This is a genomic window from Azospirillum formosense, from assembly GCF_040500525.1.
GTDB lineage: Bacteria > Pseudomonadota > Alphaproteobacteria > Azospirillales > Azospirillaceae > Azospirillum > Azospirillum formosense_A.
Map to the genome: position 1 here is coordinate 1,436,403 of NZ_CP159403.1, position 21,098 is coordinate 1,457,500.

A 21,098-nucleotide genomic window follows, 5' to 3' on the forward strand; every position below is an offset into this window, starting at 1 on the left:
CAGCGTTTCTCCCAACGAGGTGATCTGTGGACACGTTGACGTCGGATGAGCTGGTCGCCCGCTACAAGCGGAAGTTCGGTCTGGCCCCGAACTACCCCCTCAGCGAAACCATGGTCCGCCAGCATTGGGACCTGGAGCGCCAGCTCGCCCGCGAGCTGCTGGACTCCCGCCGCGAAGAGCGCTGGACGGTGTTCGAGCGCAACTACACCACCCTCTACAGCGAGTGCCCCTGGCTGAACGACGCGGTGGACACGGCTGCGCAGAACGACGAGCTGGACTTCCGCCATTTCCTGACGCTGCTCAAGGGCGCGCGCGACGTCTACGAGGTCGGGTCGGGCAAGGGCCGGCTGCTCAGCTACCTCGCCCGCCACGGCCACCGCTGCGTCGCCACCGAGATCACCCGCGAGCGCGGGGAGCGCTGGACCGACGAACGCTCCAACGTGACATGGCGCTGCTGCGACGGCGTCAACCTCGCCGAGTTCGAGCCGCGCGGCCATTACGACGCCGTCGTCTCCACCCACGTCATCGAGCATCTCCACCCCGAGGACGTGTCCGTGCACCTGTCCAACGTGCACGCCATCCTCAAGCCGGGCGGCCGCTACGTGCTCAGCATGCCGCACAAGCACGCCGGGCCGATGGACCTGTCGGAGGTCTTCGGGCTGGACGAGCCGATCTGCATGCATCTGCGCGAATACACCTGGAGCGAGACCGAGCGCGCGCTGCGCGAGGCCGGCTTCACCCGGATGGAGGCGGTCTACATCGCCCCCATGGCGGTCCGCCGGCGGATGCACATCCACGGGTCCGGGCGCGGATACCTCGCCTATGTGAAGGCGGTGGAAGCCGTCATGGGAGCGATGCCGTTAACCCTGCGCCGCAAGCTCGGCAAGCTCGGACAGCTCTACCTGTTCCGCCCGGAAGTCTTCATGGTGGCTCACAAAAGTCACGAGGGCTGAGGCGGCGGCTTTCGGAAACCATTCTGTAACAAGACTTTACACTTCTCCCTCCCCGTGGCCGCAAGGCCCCACTGTGGCGCGGAAACCGCAGCAAAGGCGGTTTTTCGCGCCTCATTCTTTTCACAGCCAATCGTGGCTTTTGAGCAGCATTTCCCTAAAATCCGAAATACCTCGTTAACCATTTGGCCCGCACCTTTGCTCCACCGAAAATGGAGAGAGGTTACTTCCAATGGCAACGACCACCACGGGTCTCGTCGACACGACCTTCGTCGTCAACGCCTCGGGGCAGGCTGCCGGCGGGATCTGGCCGCAGTTCCGGCTGCTCCTGGATGGTGTCAACCTCGGCCAGGCGACGGTCAGCTCGACCAGCGCCGGCCGTTACACCTTCAAGGCCCAGGTCGCTCCGGACCAGGCTCACAAGCTGCAGATCGTCTACTTCAACGATGGCTACGTGAACGGGCAGGACCGCAATCTGCTCGTCAAGTCGCTGGAAGTGAACGGCAAGTCCGTCGCCTCCACCAGCTCGCTGGTCAGCTACGACCGCGGCGCCTCCGACGGCAAGGACGTGATTCCCGGCCAGGAAGGCATGTGGTGGGACGGTTCGCTCGATTTCGCGCTGACCAAGGACTATTTCCCGGTCCCGACGCCGCCGGCCCCCGCCGGCAACACCCAGGTCATCCTGAACCTGCAGGGCAACGCCGCGGCCGGCGTCAACGCGCATTTCAACCTGCTGATCGACGGCAAGAAGGTCGGCGAGGGCATGGCCGGCGCGTCGGCCAAGGACTACGCCTTCTCGATCAACGCCACGGCGGATCAGGCGCACAAGGTCCAGATCCAGTACGACAACGACGCCACGATCAACGGCCAGGACCGCAACCTGCTGGTCAACAAGATCACCATCAACGGCAAGTCGGTCATGCCCACCGACAGCATCGTCACCTATGACAAGGGCGCGCTCGACGGCAAGGACGTGGTCAAGGGCCAGTCCGGCATGTGGTGGAACGGCACGCTGGTCGTCGACGCCGACAAGAGCTTCTTCCCCGGCGCCGCCAACCCGACCAACCCCACCACGCCGACCACCCCGCCGGCCCCCACCCCGACCAAGCCGACCCTGTCGGTCAGCGACGTCTCGGTGACCGAGCCGACCGGCAAGACCACCGGCATCGCGCCGGGCTTCCTGCACACCGAGGGCGGCCAGATCATGGACAGCAGCGGCAAGGCCGTGAAGCTGACCGGCGTGAACTGGTTCGGGGCCGAGGGCTACGCCTTCGCGCCGCAGGGGCTGTGGATGGACAGCTACCAGAGCCACATGAACCAGATGAAGGATCTGGGCTTCAACACCATCCGCCTGCCCTACTCCGACGCGATGCTCGACAACGGCCGCATGCCGACCGGCATCGACTATTCGAAGAACCCCGACCTGCGCGGCAAGACCTCGCTGGAGGTCTTCGACAAGATCATCGACTACGCCGACAAGATCGGCATGAAGATCATCCTCGACCACCACCGCTCCGGCGACGGCGCGTCGGCCAACGAGAACGGGCTCTGGTACACCAGCCAGTACCCGGAATCGAAGATGATCGAAAACTGGAAGATGCTGGCGACCCGTTACAAGGGCAACGACGCCGTCATCGGCGCCGACCTGCACAACGAGCCGCACAACCCGGCCACCTGGGGCGACGGCGGCCCGAACGACTGGGCCCGCGCCGCGGAGCGCATCGGCAACGCCATCCAGTCGGTCAACAAGGATTGGCTGCTGATCGTCGAGGGCATCGAGACCTACCAGAACCAGTGGTACTGGTGGGGCGGCAACCTGCTGGGCGAGAAGAACTACGAGGTCAAGTTCAACGAGCCGGGCAAGCTGGTCTACTCGGTCCACGACTACGGCCCGTCGCTCTACATGATGGACTGGTTCAAGGCCAACAACTTCCCGAACAACATGCCGGCGAAGTGGGACCAGATGTGGGGCCACTTCATCCAGAACGACGAGACCCCGATCCTGGTCGGCGAGTTCGGCAGCCGCATGGAAACCGCCATCGACAAGGCGTGGATGCCCAAGCTGATCCAGTACATGAACGGCGACTGGAACGGTGACGGCAAGATCGACCTCGCCGCGGGCGACCAGGGGGCGAGCTGGACCTACTGGGCCTGGAGCCCCGGTTCGGGCGACACCGGCGGCATCATGAACGACAGCTGGAAGGTGGACTACAACAAGTACAACGCCATCAAGCCCGGCCTGTACAGCAGCACCGCCGCCAGCCCGGTCACCACCGACGCGGTGTTCACGGTGAAGCTGTCCCAGGCCTACAACCAGACGGTGACGGTGGACTACGCCACGGCGGACGGCACGGCCAAGGCCGGTTCGGACTATCTGGCGACCAGCGGCAAGCTGACCTTCGCCGCCGGCGAGACCACCAAGACGGTCGCCGTCAAGGTGCTGAGCGACGATGTCGCCGAGGGCGTCGAGACCTTCAACCTGAAGCTCTCCAACCCGACGCAGGCGACCATCGCCGACGGGACCGGCGTGGGCACCATCAACCCGCCGGGCACCGCCCAGGCCCTGTCGGCGGACCTTCTGGCCCACAGCCTGGCGCAGGACACGGCGACGGTGCAGTCGGTGGGCGTGCAGTCCGCGCTCGACCTGTCGTCGGTCGACTTCACGCACATGATGACGGTGGACGCCGTGAACCTGATGCTCGAGCATCAGGCCGCGTAACGACCGCGCAAGCGGACCACAGGGAAGGGCCGGCGGAGCGATCCGCCGGCCCTTTCCGTTTCGAGGGCACGCGCCGTCAGGACGCCGACTGCAGGCGGCGGACGCGGCCCAGCAGCAGCTTGCCCAGCATCGCCCGGCCCGCCGAACCCATGCCCGGACCGAACACCGCCGTCGCCAGAAACATCAGCACCAGCAGCACCTTCTCGGCGGTGAAGGCCGGGTCGACCGCGGTGCCGAACAGGTACCAGCCCGCCGCGTAGGCGAAGGCCGCCGGCACCAGGATCCAGCCGATCCGCACGGCGTTCAGCGGCACCTCGTCGCGGCAGATGCGGCGGCGCACCGTCTCGGTCAGGACGATCTGGAAGACCTCGCGCCCGAGGTTGGCCAGCGCGGCGCCGAGCAGGCCCCACTGCCAGACCAGCGCCAGGGCCAGCGCCGATCCCACCGCGAGGCTGGCCGCCGAGATCCAGGGAAGCACGCCGACGCGCTTGGCCTTCAGGATCGCCACCTCCGGATTCATCCGGACGCCGTGCAGCACATAGGCCAGCACCAGGAAGGGCATGCTGGTCAGCACCGGCGTGTAGTCGGCCGACGCGATCAGCCAGAGGATTTCCGGCGCGGTCAGCGCCAGCCCCAGCCCGGCCCCGGTCAGCAGCACGACGAACAGGTGGAAGACGAAATCCGCCTGGCCATGGTCCGCGGCGCCATGCTGCGCCTCCAGCCGGCTGACCGACCAGATCTGCAGGAAGGAGGCGGTCAGGAACATGAAGAGGATCTGCGACAGCCGCATCCCGAAGGCGAACAGGCCCACCGCCGCCGTGGACAGCAGGATGTTCAGCAGCCAGCGCGAGACGAAGTTGTTGGCGATGTCGAGCAGCGACTGCGGCGCGTAGGGCAGCCCCAGCGCCGCCACCCGCTTCAGGATCGGGAAGGAGAAGGAGAAGCCGGTGTCCTTCAGGATCGCCACCACCAGCAGGAGGCCGAGCGCCAAGAAGGACGCGCCGTTCGCCAGGAAGATGCCCTCCACCCCGAGGCCGAGCGCCCACAGGAACAGCAGGTTGAAGGCGAGCAGGGCGACGACCTTGGCCAGCGACACCAGCAGGCACAGGCCCGACCGCTTGCGCGCCCGGTAATAGGCCAGCGCCAGCTCGAACAGGGTGGTCAGGGCGACGCCGGCCAGCGCGATCGCCATCACCGCCGCGTGGCCGGTGTCGCCGAACATCGCCCAGCTTCCCGCCATGCCCAGCGGCCAGGCCAGCCCGACCATTGCCACCGAGGTGCCGACCACCGCCAGCAGGCAGGTGCTGGCGACGCGCCGCCGGTCGCCCTCCTCCGCGTGTTCGAAATAAACGGCGGTGAAGGCGTTGTTCATGCCGATCATCAGCATGACCGCCAGCAGGTCGGCGACCACCACCACCAGCGCGTAGACGCCGAATTCGGAAGGGCTGAGAAGCCGGGTGTAGAGCGGCAGGAGCAGAAGCCCGGCAGCCCGGTTCACCACGTTGGCCAGCATGAACAGCCAACCGTGTTTCAAGATCGTCGCTGCTTCGGACGCCATCAGGAACTCCGCCTAGAACTCCGGTGGGGCGGCGGTGCCGCACCCGCGAACGCAATTCCGATGATTGGAACCGGACCGGGACGTTTCAATTTCGCGTTGGTGCCGTCGTCGTCCTCTTCGGACTTATCCCGATGGCAACCTGCGCCCCCACCCCGTCCCTCCCCCGCTGCGCAGGGGAGGGAGACGGTCGCGGAGCGGCGGCGGTCCCCTCCCCTGCGTCAGCGGGGGAGAATTTAGGGTGGGGCCAAGACCCGGAGGACAACCGACCCAGCCTGCGAGGGCGCCCCGGCGCGATCAACGGGGCGTTGGAGACGCCAGCTCATCCGGAATCGCCCGAAGGCTTCTTATGGGATACGTCCGTGCCTCCGCCTCGGCGGGTCGGGGAGGCCAACCTGGGGGAAATCCACCGCCGCCCGTCGGCGCACCCGACCATAGGGGACCGGGACCATCCCCCGAATACCCCCAATTTGCGGGAAGGAAAGGAGTAGCCGGTGAGCGGCGGTGGCAGCGGCGCCACCGATCCGGATGACCCGGACGAAGTCACCCGCTTTCCTTAATCTCTTCACACTCACCCAAGGGAATCCACTCTGGATGTAAGGGGTATCGCCGCTGGCGGAGGAGGCCTCTTGTGATTTGTTGATTGACGGCGGCCTTTATCCTAATTCGTGGAGAACAGCGCAACCTCCTGATCTGTCTGCACAGAGGCAAGGCACGCGCTGATATTTGTGTGTCTTTCGGAACACAGAAAGACTCAAAGAAAAAGCTGATGAGAGACCGTCTTACGCTGCGGCGCGTTAGGTCAGGCGCGAGGCGGATGACATTCCGTTTCACACATAAATGGGACCTGCGATGAGCAAACTCGACCCAGAAGCGGTCATCAATCTGGCCCCGGTGAAGAAGACGGCCATGCCGACGGTGGGGCCCGGGCTGCTGTTGGCGCTGTCCGACGGCTTCATGCTCGCCCTGCTCGGCTGGACGCTCATCCAGTTGTTCGGTAGCGACGCCATGACCGCGGAGGCGGACCTGTCGCAGCGCGCCCTGGTCACCGGCCTCATGCTGGTGCCGCTGGTGAAATCGGTTTTCGGAATTTATTCGCTGGGCCGCTTCGATTATCTGGAGCGCACCCGCCGCACCTTCCAGGCGGCCCTGCTGTCGGTCGCCGTGCTGGCCGTTCCCTTCATCGTCATGGACGGCTTCCGCTCCTTCTTCGTGGAGGCGCTGTCGGTCGCCCTGATCGGCTTCGCGATCACCTACGCCGCCGATCTGCTGCTGGTGCACGGGCTGATGGCCAGCGCGCTGAACTGGCGCACCCCGGTGGTGATCGTCGGCGCCGGCCCGCAGGGTGCCGCCATCGCCGAGAAGCTGCAGCGCCTGCCCTGGCTGGGGATGCGGCCGGTCTGCTTCTTCGACGACGACGACACGCTGTGGCAGACCCGCGTCGCCAATCTGCCGGTGGTCGGCTCGACCGACCTGCTCGCCAAGTCCCCGGCCTACGCCCAGCAGGCCCAGGCCGCCATCGTCGCCGACATCGGGCGCCATGGCGCGGACCTGACGACGTTGGTCGGCCGGCTGCCCTTCAAGCAGGTCTATTGCCTGCTGGGCGAGGGCAACGTCAGCGCCGTCGACGCCACCTATCACAACCTGCACGGCTCGCTGGCCCTGCGCGTCTCGGTCCGCCCGCCGACCAGCTACCTGCGCATCCGCCGCGCGCTCGACATCCTGCTGTCGGCCATCCTGCTGGTGGCGGTGGCTCCGCTGATGCTGGGCATCGCCGCGGCGATCCGCCTGGACAGCCCCGGTCCGGTGATGTTCCGCCAGAAGCGCTGGGCCGGCGGCGACAAGACCTTCGACGTGCTGAAGTTCCGCTCGATGCACGTCAACGCGGAGGAGCATCTCCAGCGCCTGCTGGAGAACGATCCGAAGATGCGCGAAGAGTACATGACCTACCACAAGCTGACCTACGACCCGCGCATCACCCCGGTCGGCCGCTTCCTGCGCAAGACCTCGCTCGACGAGCTGCCGCAGCTGGTCAACATCCTGATGGGCGACATGAGCCTGATCGGCCCGCGCGCCTACATGCCCAAGGAACTGCCGGAGGTCGGCGCCTCGGCCGAGGTCATCGGCTCCGTCCGTCCGGGCCTGACCGGCTACTGGCAGGTGTCGGGGCGCCACCGCACCACCTTCCAGGAGCGCGTCGCCATGGACGTCTTCTACGTCCGCAACTGCGGCCTGCTGTTCGACTTCTACATCCTGTGCAAGACCGCGGTGATCGTCCTCAAGGGCGAAGGGTCTTGACCCCGCGCCGCTCCATCCAGGCCCCTCTTCCCACCCGGGAGAGGGGCCTTCCCTTTTCTGGGGCCGGCCCCGCGCCGGCGCCGCATATGCCCTGCGGAACCCGCAAGATCGGGGTGGGCGGCCCAACCGGAGGTAGCCCCGATGGGGACGGCCTCCTTAGGCCTAATGCCTCCGCCCGGCTACAGGTCCGGGCATCGGGTTGGCATCTTCAGAAAACGATGCGGTGCGCCCGCCATGGGCGTTCACTGCCATAGCAGCCCTTTTCACCGGAACAGCGGCCCCATGAAAGTCCTCGAAGTTCTGGAAAAGAGCATCACCGTCTTCTGCATCGTCTCGTTCGGCGGGTCGGTGCTCCCTGCGCTGCTGACCGGCGGCGGCACGACCGATCCGGACGCGCCGGGCGCGGTGATCTACTTCATGGCCGTCTACGTCATGATCCTGGGCCTGATCGCGCTGCGGCCCAGCCTGGCCTTCCGCATCCCGACGGGAAGCCCGGCGGTGTCGCTGATCGTGGCGCTGGCCTTCCTGTCGGCCCTGTGGTCGATCTACCCGGACGTGACGCTGCGCCGCGCGGTGGCCTTCCTGTTCACCACCGCCTTCGCCGTCTATCTCGCCCTGCGCTACACCTTCCCGGAGATCGTCCGGATGCTGGCGACGGGCCTGTCGATCCTGATGGTGCTGTCCTACGCCTCGGTCTTCGCCATGCCGGCGGTCGGGCTCGACCACGAGCAGCATGTCGGCGCCTGGAAGGGCATCTTCTGGCAGAAGAACGTGACGGGCCGCATGATGGTCTGGCTGGTGCTCTGCCTGCTTTGGCTCGACTGGACGCGCGAGGGCAAGCGCTGGGTGGTCCGCCCGCTGCTGCTGATGGCCCTGCTGCTGATCGTGATGAGCCGGTCGGGCACCGGCCTGGTGACCTCGATCCTGGTCGCCGGCCTGCTGCTGGCCAGCGGCTTCGTGCGCGGCGGCATCCGCAGCTTCGCGCCGGCCATGGCCTTCGTCCTGCTGGTCGCGGTGGTCGGCGTCACCAGCGGCACGACCTTCTGGCACGACATCCTCTACATGCTGGGCCGCGACCCGACGCTGACCGGACGCACGGTGCTGTGGGAACACACGCTGATGTCGATCCAGGACCGCTTCCTGCTCGGCTGGGGCTACGGCGCCTACTGGTACGGGGCCTACGGTCCGGGCAGCACCTTCACCCAGGGCTGGGGCATCAACTCCGCCCACAACGGGTGGATGGAGGCGTGGCTCGACCTCGGCCTGCCCGGCGTGATCCTGACGGCGATGCTGATGGGCCGTCTGCTGATCCAGGGCTTCGGCGCCATCCGCTACAGCGAGAACCGCGCCGAGCCCGCCTGGATCTTCACCGTCGGCTGCGCCCTGCTGCTGATCTCGGTGTCGGAGAGCGTGTTCCTGGAGCGCCATTCCCTGAACTGGATCGTGCTGGTGATCGCGGTGACGCGGCTCGTGCAGCGCCGCCGCTGGGCGAAGATGCAGGCCCGGATGCAGAACCAGCAGCAGGCCGCCCACGCCGGCTTCGCCAGCTCCTCCCCCTACGGAACCTCCTACGGCGGGCCATCGGCCGCCGGCTGGAGCGGTCCGGCCCGGCCCGGCTGACGGACGGAGGCCGCCGCATGTTCCACCCCCCGAAATCTCCGTCGCGACAGAAGGTAGTGTCATGACGCCCTCGCAAGAGATGGTCACCGTCGTCATCCCCACCCGCAACCGGCCGGACATGGTCGCGCGGGCCGTGGAAAGCGCTCTGGCCCAGACCTACGCCCCGCTCGAAGTCGTCGTCGTCATCGACGGCCCCGACCCCGTCACCGAGGAGCGTCTGAGGGCGTTCGGCGATCCGCGGCTGACCGTGATCGCGCTGGAACAGAACCGCGGCGCCGCCGGCGCCCGCAACCTGGGCGTGGAGCGCGCGAAGGGGGCCTGGATCGCCTTCCTCGACGACGACGACGAATGGATGCCGGGCAAGATCGCCCTGCAGATGGCCGCCCGCCCGCCCGGCGTGCGCTACCCGATCATGAGCTGCCGCTGCAAGGTGGTGACCGCCCGCGGCGACTTCGAATGGCCGCGGCGTCTGTGCACCCCGCGGGACCGGATCGGCGACTACCTGTTCGTCCGCCACGGGCTGTTCAAGGGCGAGACCTTCGCCCCCACCACCACCCTGCTCGCCCCGAAGGCGCTGCTCCAACGCCAGCCGATCCCGAAGTCGGCCTTCGACGACTGGGAGTGGCTGATCTCCTGCGGGCAGATCGAAGGCTGCGCCCTGGTGACGGTGCCCGAGGTGCTGGCGATCCACTACACCGAATCCGACCGCATCACCCTGTCCACCTGCCACAACATCGACATGGCCCTGAACTGGGCGGAGTCGGTGCGGCCCAAGCTGTCGCCCCGCGCCTACGCCAGCCTGCTGCTGCAGGCCACCGGCGGCGAGCAGGCGGCGCGCACACCCGCGGTGCGCAAGCGCATCCTGAAATCGGCGCTGCGCGACGGCGCGCCGACACCGATGGCGCTGACCACCTTCCTGATGCATTCGCTGATGCCGGTCGGGCTGCGGCGCCGGCTGCGTCAGGCCATCTTCTCGGCTCCCGGCGCGGCGTGAGGTCAGAATGGGTTTGATGGACATGGGTTTCCGGCGAAAGAAGGCGTCCCGCGCCTGCATTGTCTTCGCCACCCCCGGTGCGCTGGACGGCGGCGGGGGGATCGGGCGGATGACGGGCTACATCGTCGACGCCTTCCGGAACAACCCAGCCGCCCCGGACACCGTGGTGCTCGACACCCGCGGCACCGGCAGCGCCCTGCTGTCGCCGGTCTATCTGGCCGGCACGCTGGCGCGGCTGGGCGCCCTGATGCTGCGGCACCGCCCGTCGGTCGTGCACATCAACGTATCCGAGAACGCCAGCGTCTGGCGCAAGGCGGTGGTCCAGCTCTTCGCCGGGCTGTTCTCCTGCCCCACGGTGGTGCATCTGCACGGCGCGTCCTTCATGGAGTATTTCGACAAGGGACCGGTGTCCCGCGCGATCAGCCGCTGGCTGTTCGACCGCTGCGGCATCGCGCTGGTGCTGGGCGAGAGCTGGCGGAACTTCCTGGTGCAGTCGGTCGGGACGGACCCGCACAAGGTGCGCGTGCTGTACAACGCCGTGCCGGACATCGGCGCCGACCTGCCGGTCCGCGCCGCGCCGCCGGAAGGGGCGATCGTGTCGCTCCTGGTGCTCGCCAACCTGTCGGAACGCAAGGGCATCGGCACGCTGCTGCGCTCCTGCCGGCTGCTGAAGGACCGGGGGTTCCGCTTCCGCGTGACCATCGGCGGCGGCGGCGACGTCGAGGGCTACCGCCGCATGGCGGCGGAGCTGGGCGTGGACGGCGAATGCCGGTTCGAGGGCTGGATCTCCCGCGAGCAGGCGCACGCCCATCTGCGCGACCACGACATGCTGCTGCTGCCCTCGACCCACGAGGGGTTGCCCATGGTGATCCTGGAGGCGCTGTCCACCGGCATGCCGGTCGTCACCACCCCGGTCGGCTCGATCCCGGAGGTGCTGACCGACGGGGAGACGGCGCGCATCGTCCCGGTCAACGACCCGGAGGCGCTGGCCCAGGCGATCCGCGACCTCGCCGCCCGGCCGGCGCTCTACGCGCGGCTGTCGGCGGAGGGGCGGCGGCTGTTCCTGGAGAAATTCGTCATCGAGTCCTATGGCCGCAGCCTTCAGGACATTTACGCGGAGCTGAACCGCCCCGACGCCGTCCGGCGCCCCTCATTGGGAGCGCTGCCCGACGCCGCGGCGGCCAAGCCATCGCTGACCCGCGCGGGCCGACAGTAAGAACCCATTTTTTCCGCGGGGTCCTTTAATTCCTTCCTCCCTGAAGCTTCGCGAGGGGAGCGCGACAGTCAGGAGCGGATATGATCTACATCGTTTCACCCGGCGGCACGCTCGAAAAGGGCGGCATGGGGCGAATCGTCGACAACTTCACGACGGACCTGCGGGAGAACCGCCCCGACGTGAAGTTCGAGGTGATCGACAGCTACGGGCCGAACGCGAAATTCCATCTGATGCCTTTCTATTTCGCCGCCGCGCTGCTGCGCCTGTTCGGCTGCTTCGCGACCGGCAAGGCCCAGCTCGTGCACATCCACATGGCGGAGTATGGCAGCGTCCTGCGCAAGGGGCTGATCGTCGCCATGGCCTCGCTGTTCCGGGTGCCGGTCGTCCTGCATCTGCACGGGGGCCGATTCCCCAAGCATTACGAGGACGCGAAGCCGCTGTCCCGCTGGGCCATCCGCCACATGATGGAAATGACCAGCGAGGTGGTGGTGCTGGGCGAGTACTGGCGCAACTGGGTGGTCACGACCTTCCCCGCCGTGCGCCGCGTCACCCTGCTGCACAACGCCGTGCCGGGGCCGGAGACGATCCCGGAGCGCGCGGAGGACGGGCCGGTGCGCCTGCTGTTCCTCGGCCGCCTGATCAAGCTGAAGGGCATCGACGTGCTGCTCGACGCGTTGGCGTCGGAGGCCTGCCGCAGCCGCTCCTGGCAACTGACCATCGCCGGCGACGGCGACCTGGAGACCTACCGCGCCCAGGCCAAGGCCCTGGGGCTTGAGGAGCGCGTGCGCTTCACCGGCTGGCTCGACCAGACCGGCTGCCGCAAGGAGCTCGTGCAGGCCCATGTGCTGGTCCAGCCCTCGATGTTCGAGGGGCTGCCGATGTCGGTGCTGGAGGCCATGGCCAACGGCCTGACCATCGTCGCCACCCCGGTCGGCAGCGTCGGCGACGCCATCGCCGACGAGGAGACCGGCCTGCTGGTGCCGCCGGGCGACCGGGCGGCCCTGGCCGAGGCGCTGGCCCGCGTGATCGACGACGCGGAGCTGCGCCGCCGGTTGGGCCAGGGCGCCCGGCGCCGCTTCGAACGGCAGTTCGACATCGCCGTCTACCGGGAGCGGATCGTCGAGATCTACCGCCGCAACGCCCGCGGCTGGATGTCCGAGCCGGCGCCCGCGGCGTCCATCGGCCCACGCCGGGCGCGCTCCGGCTGAGGTTCCCGCTCTTCCGGGCCCGGTCCAGCACCGGGCCCGTCCTGCCTTTCAACCGGTCCGCAACCGCCTCGCCAGCCGTGAACAAAGGACCGGACACACAGCAGAGGTCCAATCCCCATGAAGCAAGCCATCGCGGCCGGAATCGTGCGCTGGACGGGAGTCGGTGCCCTGTTCCGAAATCTGTTCGCGCGCCGAAACGTGACCATCGTCGTGTATCACGACCCGGACCCGGAGGTGATGCGCGCGCATCTCGCCTGGTACGCCGAACGCTACAGTTTCACCACGCTGGACGCGGTGGCCGATGCGCTGGAAAGCGGGCGGTGGGGTGACCTGCCGCCCTATCCGCTTGTCGTGACCTTCGACGACGGCCACCGCAACAACGCCCGCCTGGACTCCCTGTTCAGGGAATTCGGGGTGCGCCCGACCATCTACCTGTGCAGCCGCGTGGTCGGCACCGCCCGCCCCTATTGGTGGAAGACCGCCGCCGCCGCGCGAATCGGCGCCGAGACCCTGAAGCGCCTCCCCGACCCGGAACGCCGCCGCCGCCTCGCCGAGGCCGGGGACGATCCCGACCGGGACGGCGCCGACCGCCAGTCGCTGACCTGGGACGAGGTCCGGCAACTGGCCGCCGTCACCGATTACGGCGCCCACACCCGCACACACCCGATCCTCCTGCAATGCGACGACCAGCGCTGCGCCGAGGAGATCGCGCTGTGCAAGACCGAGCTGGAGGAGGCGACCGGCCTGCCCTGCCGTCATTTCGCCTTCCCCAACGGCGATTTCAGCGAGCGCGAGGTGGCGATCATCCGGCAGGCCGGCTACCGCACCGCGCGCACCATCGATCCGGGCTGGAACGGCCCGAAGACCGACCCGCTGCGCCTGCACGCCGTGCCGATTTCCGACGACGCCTCGGTCGACTGGCTGTCGGTGCAGGTGACCGGCATTCCGGCCTGGCTGCGCAAGCGCAAGAACGGCGGCGTCGCGCCGGCCCCCACTCCGACGCACGGCGATCCGCTGCCGGCGGCGTGAGCCGAAAAGCGTGCACGCATCCGAGCCCCCACCCTAGCCCTCCCCCGCTCACGCAGGGGAGGGGACGTGATTCTTCCTCCCCTGCAAGCGGGGAGAGGGTCGGGGCAGGGGCTCGCACGCCCCCTCAGCAACCATGACGAGAGCGATAGGCCCGCCTACGCCGCAAGTCAGAGAAGGTTCCCCAAGAGTACGAGAAGGTATTCCCTGCTCAATTGCAATGACCCTGAGTGGTTAGCCACTGTCTTCACCGTCCGATCATCCTTTGCACTCTCGAAAACACCGCATTCGAATGCAATAAAGAATGACGTACTCGGCGGCGTTGCCAGAACCTCGCTGCAAGGAACGGGAAATCCCTTTCCCGATCCCACGCAACGAGGCGGTAGCACCGAAAGGAACGGATCGGCCCTTTGGATTAACCCCAACGAAGCCGACCCTCCGTCCCGATCTGCCGGCCAAGGATCGACGACCACACCCACAGGAGTTGCCAGCGACATGCGGACCGCCATCACCACCGATACGACGACCCTGAGCGCACCCGCCACCCAGGAGATCCGCGCCTTCATCGTGGAGAACTTCCTGCTCGGCAGCGACTCCGGCTTCGACAACGCCGAATCCCTGCTGGAGACCGGCATCATCGACTCCACCGGCATCATGCACGTCGTGGCCTTCCTCGAGGAGCACTTCGGCATCATCGTCGAGGACGAGGACATGGTCGCCGACAACCTCGAGTCGGTCAGCCGCATCGCCGCCTACGTCGAGCGCAAGCGGACCCTGAAGGACGCGGCCTGATCCTTTCCGCCAGGACGGAACGGGTCATCGGAACAGTCACCGAAGCCAGGCAAGGGAACAGCGTCATGGCGCACCTGCTTCATCAGTTCCTCAGCGAGACCGCCGCAAGCCGGCCGCACCACACCGCGCTGATCGCGGGGGAGAACGCCGTCACCTTCGCCGAGCTGGACCGCCAGAGCGACGCCGTCGCCTGCGCGCTCCAGTCCGCCGGGGTGGTGCGCGGCGACCGCGTGGCGGTCATGCTGGAGAACTCGATCGAGTATGTCGCGGGCCTGTTCGGCGCGCTGAAGGCCGGGGCCGTCTATGTCCCCGTCAACCCGTCCACCAAGGCGGACAAGCTGGCCTATATCCTGACCGACGCCGGCGTGCGGGCGCTGATCGCGCCCGCCGCGCTCGCCCGGCAGGTTGTGCCGGCGGCTGGCGAGGCGCCTCACCTCGCTACCACGCTGTGGGTTGGGCCCGCCGTGCCGGCCGGGGCCGGCGGGCTCTCCTTCACGGACATCGTGGCCGCCCATCCGGACGCGCCGTCCGGACGCACCAAACCGCAGGACCGCGGCCTGATCGATCAGGATCTGGCCGCCATCCTCTACACCTCGGGAACCACCGGGCGGCCCAAGGGCGTGATGCTCAGCCACGCCGCGCTGGTGAACACCACCTGGTCGATCTCCACCTATCTGGAGAACACGCCCGACGACGTCGTGATGTGCGTCCTGCCGCTGACCTTCGGGTACGGCCTGTCGCAGATCCTGACCGGGGCGCGCGTCGGCTTCACGGTGGTTCTGGAACGCTCCTTCGCCTTTCCGGCGGAAACGCTGGCGCGCATGGTGAAGCACCGCATCACCGGCCTGCCCGGCGTGCCGACCTTCTTCTCCACGCTGCTGGGGATGGAGGCGCTGAAGACCGCCGACCTGTCCTCCCTGCGCTACCTGACCAACGCGGCGGCCCCGCTGCCGACCGCCCACATCGACCGCCTGCGCGAGCGCTTCCCGGATGCCGCCTTCTACTCGATGTACGGCATGACGGAATGCTGCACCCGCATCTGCTATCTCGACCCGCGCGACCTCGCCACCAAGACCGCCTCGGTGGGCCGGGCCATTCCCAACTGCGAAGCCTATGTGGTGGACGAGCTGGGCAACCGCGCCGCCCCCGGCGAGGTCGGCGAGCTGGTGGTCCGCGGCGCCAACGTGATGCGCGGCTACTGGAACCGCCCTGAGGAAACCGCCAAGCGCCTGCGCAGCGGGCCGCAGGGCGAGACCCTGCTCTACACCGGCGACCTCTTCACCATGGACGCCGACGGCTGCCTCTACTTCGTCAGCCGCAAGGACGACGTGTTCAAGTGCCGCGGCGAGAAGGTCAGCCCCAAGGAGGTCGAGAACGCCCTCTACGAGCTGGAAGCCGTGGTCGAGGCCGCCGTCCTCGGCGTGCCCGACCCCGCCGACGGCATGGCGGTGAAGGCCTATCTGGTCGTCCGCCCCGGCGCCACCCTGACCGAGATGGCGATCCGCCAGCACTGCCGGGGCCGCCTGGAAAGCCATCTGGTGCCCAAGTTCATCGAGATCCGCGACGAGCTGCCGAAGACCGAGTCCGGCAAGATCAGGCGCGCGACGCTCGCCGAAACCGCCTAACCCATTCCCGCCGATCCCTTCCCCCGCCGGATCAAGACACACAGGAGAGCGTGCGATGTGTGGTGTCGCCGGAGTTCTCGCCGGGCCGCGTGCCGAGCCCGCCGGACTCGACGAACTGAAGCGCATGATCGCCATGATCGGCCACCGCGGCCCGGACGGCTACGGCTTCTACCGCGACGGTCGGATCGGGCTCGCCCACGCGCGCCTCAGCATCGTCGGCCTGGCCGGCGGTTTCCAGCCGATCCACAACGAGGAGCGGACCCTCTGGATCACCTTCAACGGCGAGATCTTCAACCACGTCGAGCTGCGGCGTGACCTGGAGGCGCGCGGGCACCGCTTCTACACCCGCACCGACACCGAGGTGATCGTCCACGCCTTCGAGGAGTACGGCCCCGCCGCCTGGGCCAAGCTGAACGGCCAGTTCGCCATCGGGCTGTGGGACGCGGTGAAGCGCGAGCTGTGGCTGGTCCGCGACCGGCTGGGCATCCTGCCGCTGTTCTACGCCCGCAGCGGCGACCATCTCGCCTTCGCGTCGGAGGCCAAGGCCCTGTTCGGCGGCGGCCGCGTCGAGCCGCGCTTCGACGCCGCCCGCCTCGCCCAGGTCTTCACCCACTGGAGCGTCGCCCCCCAGGGCAGCGTCTTCGCCGGGGTGCAGAGCGTGCCGCCGGCCACCGCCATCCGCATCGACGCCGACCTGCGCCTGCACGAGGCCCGCTATTGGGAGCCGGACATGGCCGGCGACCCCGCTTTGTCCCGCATCACGCTGGACGAGGCGGCGGACCGGCTGGAGGAGAAGCTGCTCGACGCCATCCGCCTGCGGCTGCGCGCCGACGTGCCGGTCGGCGTCTACATCAGCGGCGGGCTCGACAGCTCGGTGATCGCGGCGCTGGCCCGCAAGCTCGACACCACGCAGATGCACAGCTTCGGTGTGCGCTTCGCCGACAACGCCTTCGACGAGACGCTGCAGCAGCGGCTGGTCGCCGGCCATGTCGGGACGGAGCATCACGACATCCTGTGCACGGCGGAGGACATCCAGACCGCGCTGCCCGACGTGATCTGGCACGGCGAATCGCCGCTGGTCCGCACCGCCCCGGCGCCGCTGTTCCTGCTCTCCCGCCTCGTCCGCGACAGCGGCATCCGCGTCGTGCTGTCCGGCGAAGGCGCCGACGAGTGGCTGGCCGGCTACGACATCTTCAAGGAGGACAAGGTCCGCCGCTTCTGGGCGCGGCAGCCGCAGTCCGCGGCGCGCCCGAAACTGCTCAGCCGCATCCATCCCTACGCCGCCACCAGCGGCCAGAAGGACAGCCCGCTCTGGCAGGCCTTCTGGAAGCGCGGCATGACGGAGACGGACGATCCCTTCTACGCCCACCGCGTCCGCTGGCAGAACACCGCCTGGACCCAGCGCCTGCTGGCGCCGGACGTGCGCTCCGCCGCCAACGCGCAGGCCTTCGACGAGGCCGTCGCCGCCCATCTGCCCGCCGGCTGGTCGCGCTGGAGCCCGCTCGCCCGCACCCAGTGGACGGAGATCGCCGCCTTCATGTCGCCCTACCTGCTGACCAGCCAGGGCGACCGGGTGGCCATGGCCAACAGCATCGAGGTCCGCTACCCCTTCCTTGACCCGGAGGTGGACGACCTCTGCGCCGCCCTGCCCGACCGCGTCAAGATGCTGGGGCTGCGCGACAAGCTGGCTCTGCGCCGCGTCGCCTCGCGTCTGCTGCCGGCGGAGATCTTCCACCGCCCGAAGCGTCCCTACCGCGCCCCGATGACCACCGCCCTCTTCGGCGCCCAAGCCCCGGCCTATGTCCGGGAGCTGCTGTCGGAGGAGGCGCTGAACCGCTACGGGCTGGTCGACGCCGCCGGCGTCGCCGCGCTGGCCGCCAAGGCCCACCGCACCGACGGCCGCATGGCCGGCGAGCGTGAGGAGATGGCCCTGGTCGGCGTGCTCACCCTCCAGATGCTCGCCCGGAACGTGCTGGACGAGCTTCCGGGCCGGGCCTCGACGCTCCGCGCCCGCCTGGACGCCGCGCCCATCCACATTCTCGAAGAGCATTTGGACAGCGCCGCCGCCGCCTGATCCGGCGGACCGGCGCGGTCCCCAAGGCACAGTCCTTTCCACAGTCCCCCTCTCACAGTCGATGCAACAACGCCAACCGGGAAAACCGACACCATGCTGAACGCCCTGCATCCCTTCGACGCCAACGCCCTCTCGCTCGACTGCGCGGCCGCTGCCCGGGAGATCGAACAGTTCATCCAGCGCACCGTCGCCCACGACCTGAAGCGCCAGGGCATCGTGCTCGGCGTGTCCGGCGGCATCGACAGCTCAGTCTGCGCGGCGCTGGCCGTGCGCGCGCTTGGGCCGGAGCGCGTCCTGGCGATCCTGATGCCGGAGAAGGAGTCCTCGCCGGACAGCACCCGCCGCGGCCGCCTGCTCTGCGAGAGCCTGGGCATTGAGCCGATCATGGAGAACCTCACCGCGCCGCTGACCGCGCTCGGCTGCTACGACCGTCGCGACAGCGCCATCCGCCGCCTTTTCCCGGAATACGGTCCGGGCTGGAAGCAGAAGATCGGCCTGGCCGCCGGCCTGCTCGACGCCGACCGCGTCAACTACTTCACCATGACCGTGGAATCGCCGGAGGGCGACCGCCAGACCAGCCGCATGCCGGTGGACGTCTATCTGTCGGTGGTCGCCGCCACCAACCTGAAGCAGCGCGTCCGCAAGACCATGGAATACACCCACGCCGACCGGCTGAACTACGCGGTCCTCGGAACGCCGAACCGGCTGGAGTATGAGCTGGGCTTCTTCGTGCGCGGCGGCGACGGTCTGGCCGATCTGAAGCCGATCGCTCATCTCTTCAAGACCCAGGTCTACCAGATGGCCGCCTATCTCGGCCTGCCCGACGACATCCAGAGCCAGTCGCCGAGCACCGACACCTACACCCTGCCGCAGTCGCAGGAGGAGTTCTACTACGCCATCCCCTACGACAAGCTGGACCTGGCGCTCTGCGCCTACGGCCGTGGCGTGCCGGAGGACGAGGCGGCCCGCGCCCTCAACCTGTCGGTCGAGCAGGTCCGTCGCGTCTACAAGGACATCGTCCTGAAGCGCCGCACGTCGGGCCGCATCCTGCGCAACGCCGCGCTGGTGCAGCCGGTCGAGGTGGATGGGAGCGACGCATGACCGCAATGCCCTGGCTTCAGCGGGGTGTGGAACGGTTCATGTCCGAGGATCGCGTCGCGCTGGAGTCCTTCCAGCGCGACCACTTCGGCGCGGACTCCCCGCTGCTGGACGACGCCCATTTCCACTGGCTGTTCGAGGAACCGCCCACCCCCGATCCGGAGGGGATGCAGCTCTGGGTCTGCAAGCGGAACGGGGGGATCGTCGGCCAGCAGGCGGGCATTCCCTTCGCGCTGAAGGTGGGGAAGCGGGTGCGCCGCGCCTCCTGGGCGATCGACCTGATGGTCGCCCCGGAGTGGCGTCTGCGTGGCGTCGGACCGGGCCTCTCGGAGACCCACGCCGCCGCCAGCGAGGTGAGCGTCTCCCTGTCGATGACCGACGCGGCCTACAAATCCTACAAGCGGGCGGGCTGGCTCGATCTCGGAAACGTCCCGACCTATCTGCGGGTGATCGACCCGCCGCGCTGCCTGCGCGTCAGCCCCTATGACGGCGGACTGGCCCGCCTGATGGCGCGGCTCGGCAAGCCGGCGATGAGCGCCGCGTCGCTGGTCGGACACGCGGCCGCCCGGACCTTCGGCGCCCGGCTGGTCGAGGTCGACCGCTTCGACGAGCGCATGGACGGCCTGTGGGAGGCCGCGGCGCCGCAGCATCTCTGCGCCGCGCGTCGCGACCACGCCTATCTCCAGTGGCGCTTCGACAAGATCCCCAACGCGGCACGGCATCGCCGCTTCCTCGTCATGCGCGGCGAGACGGTGGTCGCCTATGTGGTGCTGCGGGTGGACCGCTGGCGCGGCGAGAGCGTCGGGGTGGTCTGCGATTATCTGGCCCGTCCGGGCTGGCTGATGCCCGCCTTCGCCCTGTTGGTCGAGCGCGCCCGGCGGGACCGGCTGGCCGCCCTGGTCTGCCGCACGCTGAACGCGCAGGCTGCCCGTCCCCTGTCGATGATGGGTTTCCTGTGCCTGAAGAACGGTCTGCGCCAGCCGACCCGGATGATGGCCCGTCCGGCGGCCGACCGGCCGGAGTTGACACCGCTGATCGGCGACCCGAAGAACTGGTTCGTCACCGCCGCCGACAGCGACATGGGCTTCAAGGATCTCGGCGGATAAGCGATTTCGCTCAACACGAAAAGGGCGCCCGCATCGTTGCGGGCGCCCTTTTCGTATGGGTCGTGCGTAAAGTCGAGACTATGAGGATGCATGCTCTGAGCGCATGAGCGGTTTGCCGCTGCACGCGACGTTCATGAAGGATCAAGCCGATCGAGCGATTAGTAAGGCTCAGCTTCAGGCGTTGCCGCCCGTCCACATGCCTCCTATCGACGTGATGGTCTGTCACGGCTCTCAAGGGAGTTCTGGTTTAGAGGTGGGTTTCCCGCTTAGATGCTTTCAGCGGTTATCCCGTCCATACTTAGCTACCCGGCCATGCCACTGGCGTGACAACCGGTGCACCAGAGGTATGTCCATCCCGGTCCTCTCGTACTAGGGACAGATCCTCGCAAAACTCCGACACCCACGGCAGATAGGGACCGAACTGTCTCACGACGTTCTAAACCCAGCTCACGTACCACTTTAATCGGCGAACAGCCGAACCCTTGGGACCTGCTCCAGCCCCAGGATGTGATGAGCCGACATCGAGGTGCCAAACGACTCCGTCGATATGGACTCTTGGGAGTCATCAGCCTGTTATCCCCGGCGTACCTTTTATCCGTTGAGCGATGGCCCGTCCACATGGAACCACCGGATCACTATGGCCGACTTTCGTCTCTGCTCGACTTGTCTGTCTTGCAGTCAGGCGGGCTTATGCCATTGCACTCGACGAGCGATTTCCGACCGCTCTGAGCCCACCATCGCGCGCCTCCGTTACACTTTGGGAGGCGACCGCCCCAGTCAAACTACCCGCCATGCAGGGTCCCGGCTCCGGATGAAC

General features: G+C 68.0%; 13 protein-coding genes, 1 rRNA gene and 1 pseudogene (1 of these 15 only partly in view). 13 read left to right on the forward strand and 2 right to left on the reverse strand.

The window, feature by feature from the left end:
• Nucleotides 1-26: 26 nt before the first annotated feature.
• Together ABVN73_RS19700 and ABVN73_RS19705 are read left to right on the forward strand one after the other, a co-directional pair.
• Nucleotides 27-953 carry a class I SAM-dependent methyltransferase gene (locus ABVN73_RS19700; RefSeq protein WP_353859935.1) on the forward strand — a complete coding sequence of 309 codons (927 nt, stop codon included), beginning with the start codon at nucleotides 27-29 and terminating at the stop codon, nucleotides 951-953.
• Nucleotides 954-1,182: 229 nt separating this feature from the next.
• The gene (locus ABVN73_RS19705; protein WP_353859936.1) at nucleotides 1,183-3,669 is read left to right on the forward strand and encodes a carbohydrate-binding domain-containing protein; all 2,487 of its coding nucleotides are present in this window, start codon (nucleotides 1,183-1,185) and stop codon (nucleotides 3,667-3,669) included.
• A gap of 76 nt (nucleotides 3,670-3,745) precedes the next feature.
• On the opposite strand, the gene ABVN73_RS19710 is transcribed toward ABVN73_RS19705, so the two are convergent.
• Nucleotides 3,746-5,227, reverse strand: a complete 1,482-nt coding sequence (locus ABVN73_RS19710; RefSeq protein WP_353859937.1) for an oligosaccharide flippase family protein — start codon at nucleotides 5,225-5,227, stop codon at nucleotides 3,746-3,748.
• Between the two features lie 849 nt (nucleotides 5,228-6,076).
• Between ABVN73_RS19710 and ABVN73_RS19715 the strand changes: the two genes are divergently transcribed.
• The 11 genes and pseudogenes from ABVN73_RS19715 (at nucleotide 6,077) to ABVN73_RS19765 (ending at nucleotide 20,281) form a co-directional block, all read left to right on the forward strand.
• On the forward strand, nucleotides 6,077-7,522 hold the full coding sequence (locus ABVN73_RS19715; protein WP_353859938.1) for an exopolysaccharide biosynthesis polyprenyl glycosylphosphotransferase: 1,446 nt from the start codon (nucleotides 6,077-6,079) through the stop codon (nucleotides 7,520-7,522).
• Between the two features lie 282 nt (nucleotides 7,523-7,804).
• Entirely contained in the window at nucleotides 7,805-9,142 is a 1,338-nt protein-coding gene (locus ABVN73_RS19720) for an O-antigen ligase family protein (protein WP_353859939.1), read from the forward strand.
• A 61-nt stretch (nucleotides 9,143-9,203) separates the two neighbouring features.
• Complete coding sequence (locus ABVN73_RS19725; RefSeq protein WP_353859940.1) at nucleotides 9,204-10,136, forward strand: glycosyltransferase; 933 nt, start codon at nucleotides 9,204-9,206, stop codon at nucleotides 10,134-10,136.
• A gap of 22 nt (nucleotides 10,137-10,158) precedes the next feature.
• A complete protein-coding gene (locus ABVN73_RS19730; RefSeq protein WP_353859941.1) occupies nucleotides 10,159-11,352 on the forward strand; it encodes a glycosyltransferase family 4 protein in 1,194 nt (397 codons plus the stop codon).
• Nucleotides 11,353-11,414: 62 nt separating this feature from the next.
• Nucleotides 11,415-12,560: pseudogene (locus tag ABVN73_RS19735) on the forward strand (glycosyltransferase family 4 protein); the annotation flags it as partial.
• Between the two features lie 117 nt (nucleotides 12,561-12,677).
• Complete coding sequence (locus tag ABVN73_RS19740; RefSeq protein ID WP_353859942.1) at nucleotides 12,678-13,589, forward strand: polysaccharide deacetylase family protein; 912 nt, start codon at nucleotides 12,678-12,680, stop codon at nucleotides 13,587-13,589.
• A gap of 492 nt (nucleotides 13,590-14,081) precedes the next feature.
• The gene (locus ABVN73_RS19745) at nucleotides 14,082-14,378 is read left to right on the forward strand and encodes an acyl carrier protein (RefSeq protein WP_353859943.1); all 297 of its coding nucleotides are present in this window, start codon (nucleotides 14,082-14,084) and stop codon (nucleotides 14,376-14,378) included.
• 65 nt (nucleotides 14,379-14,443) lie between these two features.
• Nucleotides 14,444-16,003: a class I adenylate-forming enzyme family protein gene (locus ABVN73_RS19750; RefSeq protein ID WP_353859944.1), complete on the forward strand. Its 1,560-nt coding sequence runs from the start codon at nucleotides 14,444-14,446 to the stop codon at nucleotides 16,001-16,003.
• Nucleotides 16,004-16,058: 55 nt separating this feature from the next.
• Nucleotides 16,059-18,077, forward strand: a complete 2,019-nt coding sequence (gene asnB, locus ABVN73_RS19755) for an asparagine synthase (glutamine-hydrolyzing) (RefSeq protein ID WP_353859945.1) — start codon at nucleotides 16,059-16,061, stop codon at nucleotides 18,075-18,077.
• A gap of 93 nt (nucleotides 18,078-18,170) precedes the next feature.
• Nucleotides 18,171-19,178, forward strand: a complete 1,008-nt coding sequence (gene nadE / locus ABVN73_RS19760) for an NAD(+) synthase (RefSeq protein WP_137141467.1) — start codon at nucleotides 18,171-18,173, stop codon at nucleotides 19,176-19,178.
• Between the two features lie 38 nt (nucleotides 19,179-19,216).
• Complete coding sequence (locus ABVN73_RS19765) at nucleotides 19,217-20,281, forward strand: GNAT family N-acetyltransferase (RefSeq protein WP_353859946.1); 1,065 nt, start codon at nucleotides 19,217-19,219, stop codon at nucleotides 20,279-20,281.
• Nucleotides 20,282-20,418: 137 nt separating this feature from the next.
• Here the strand turns inward: ABVN73_RS19765 and ABVN73_RS19770 are convergent.
• A 23S ribosomal RNA gene (locus tag ABVN73_RS19770) occupies nucleotides 20,419-21,098 on the reverse strand; it runs 2,066 nt beyond the window's last position.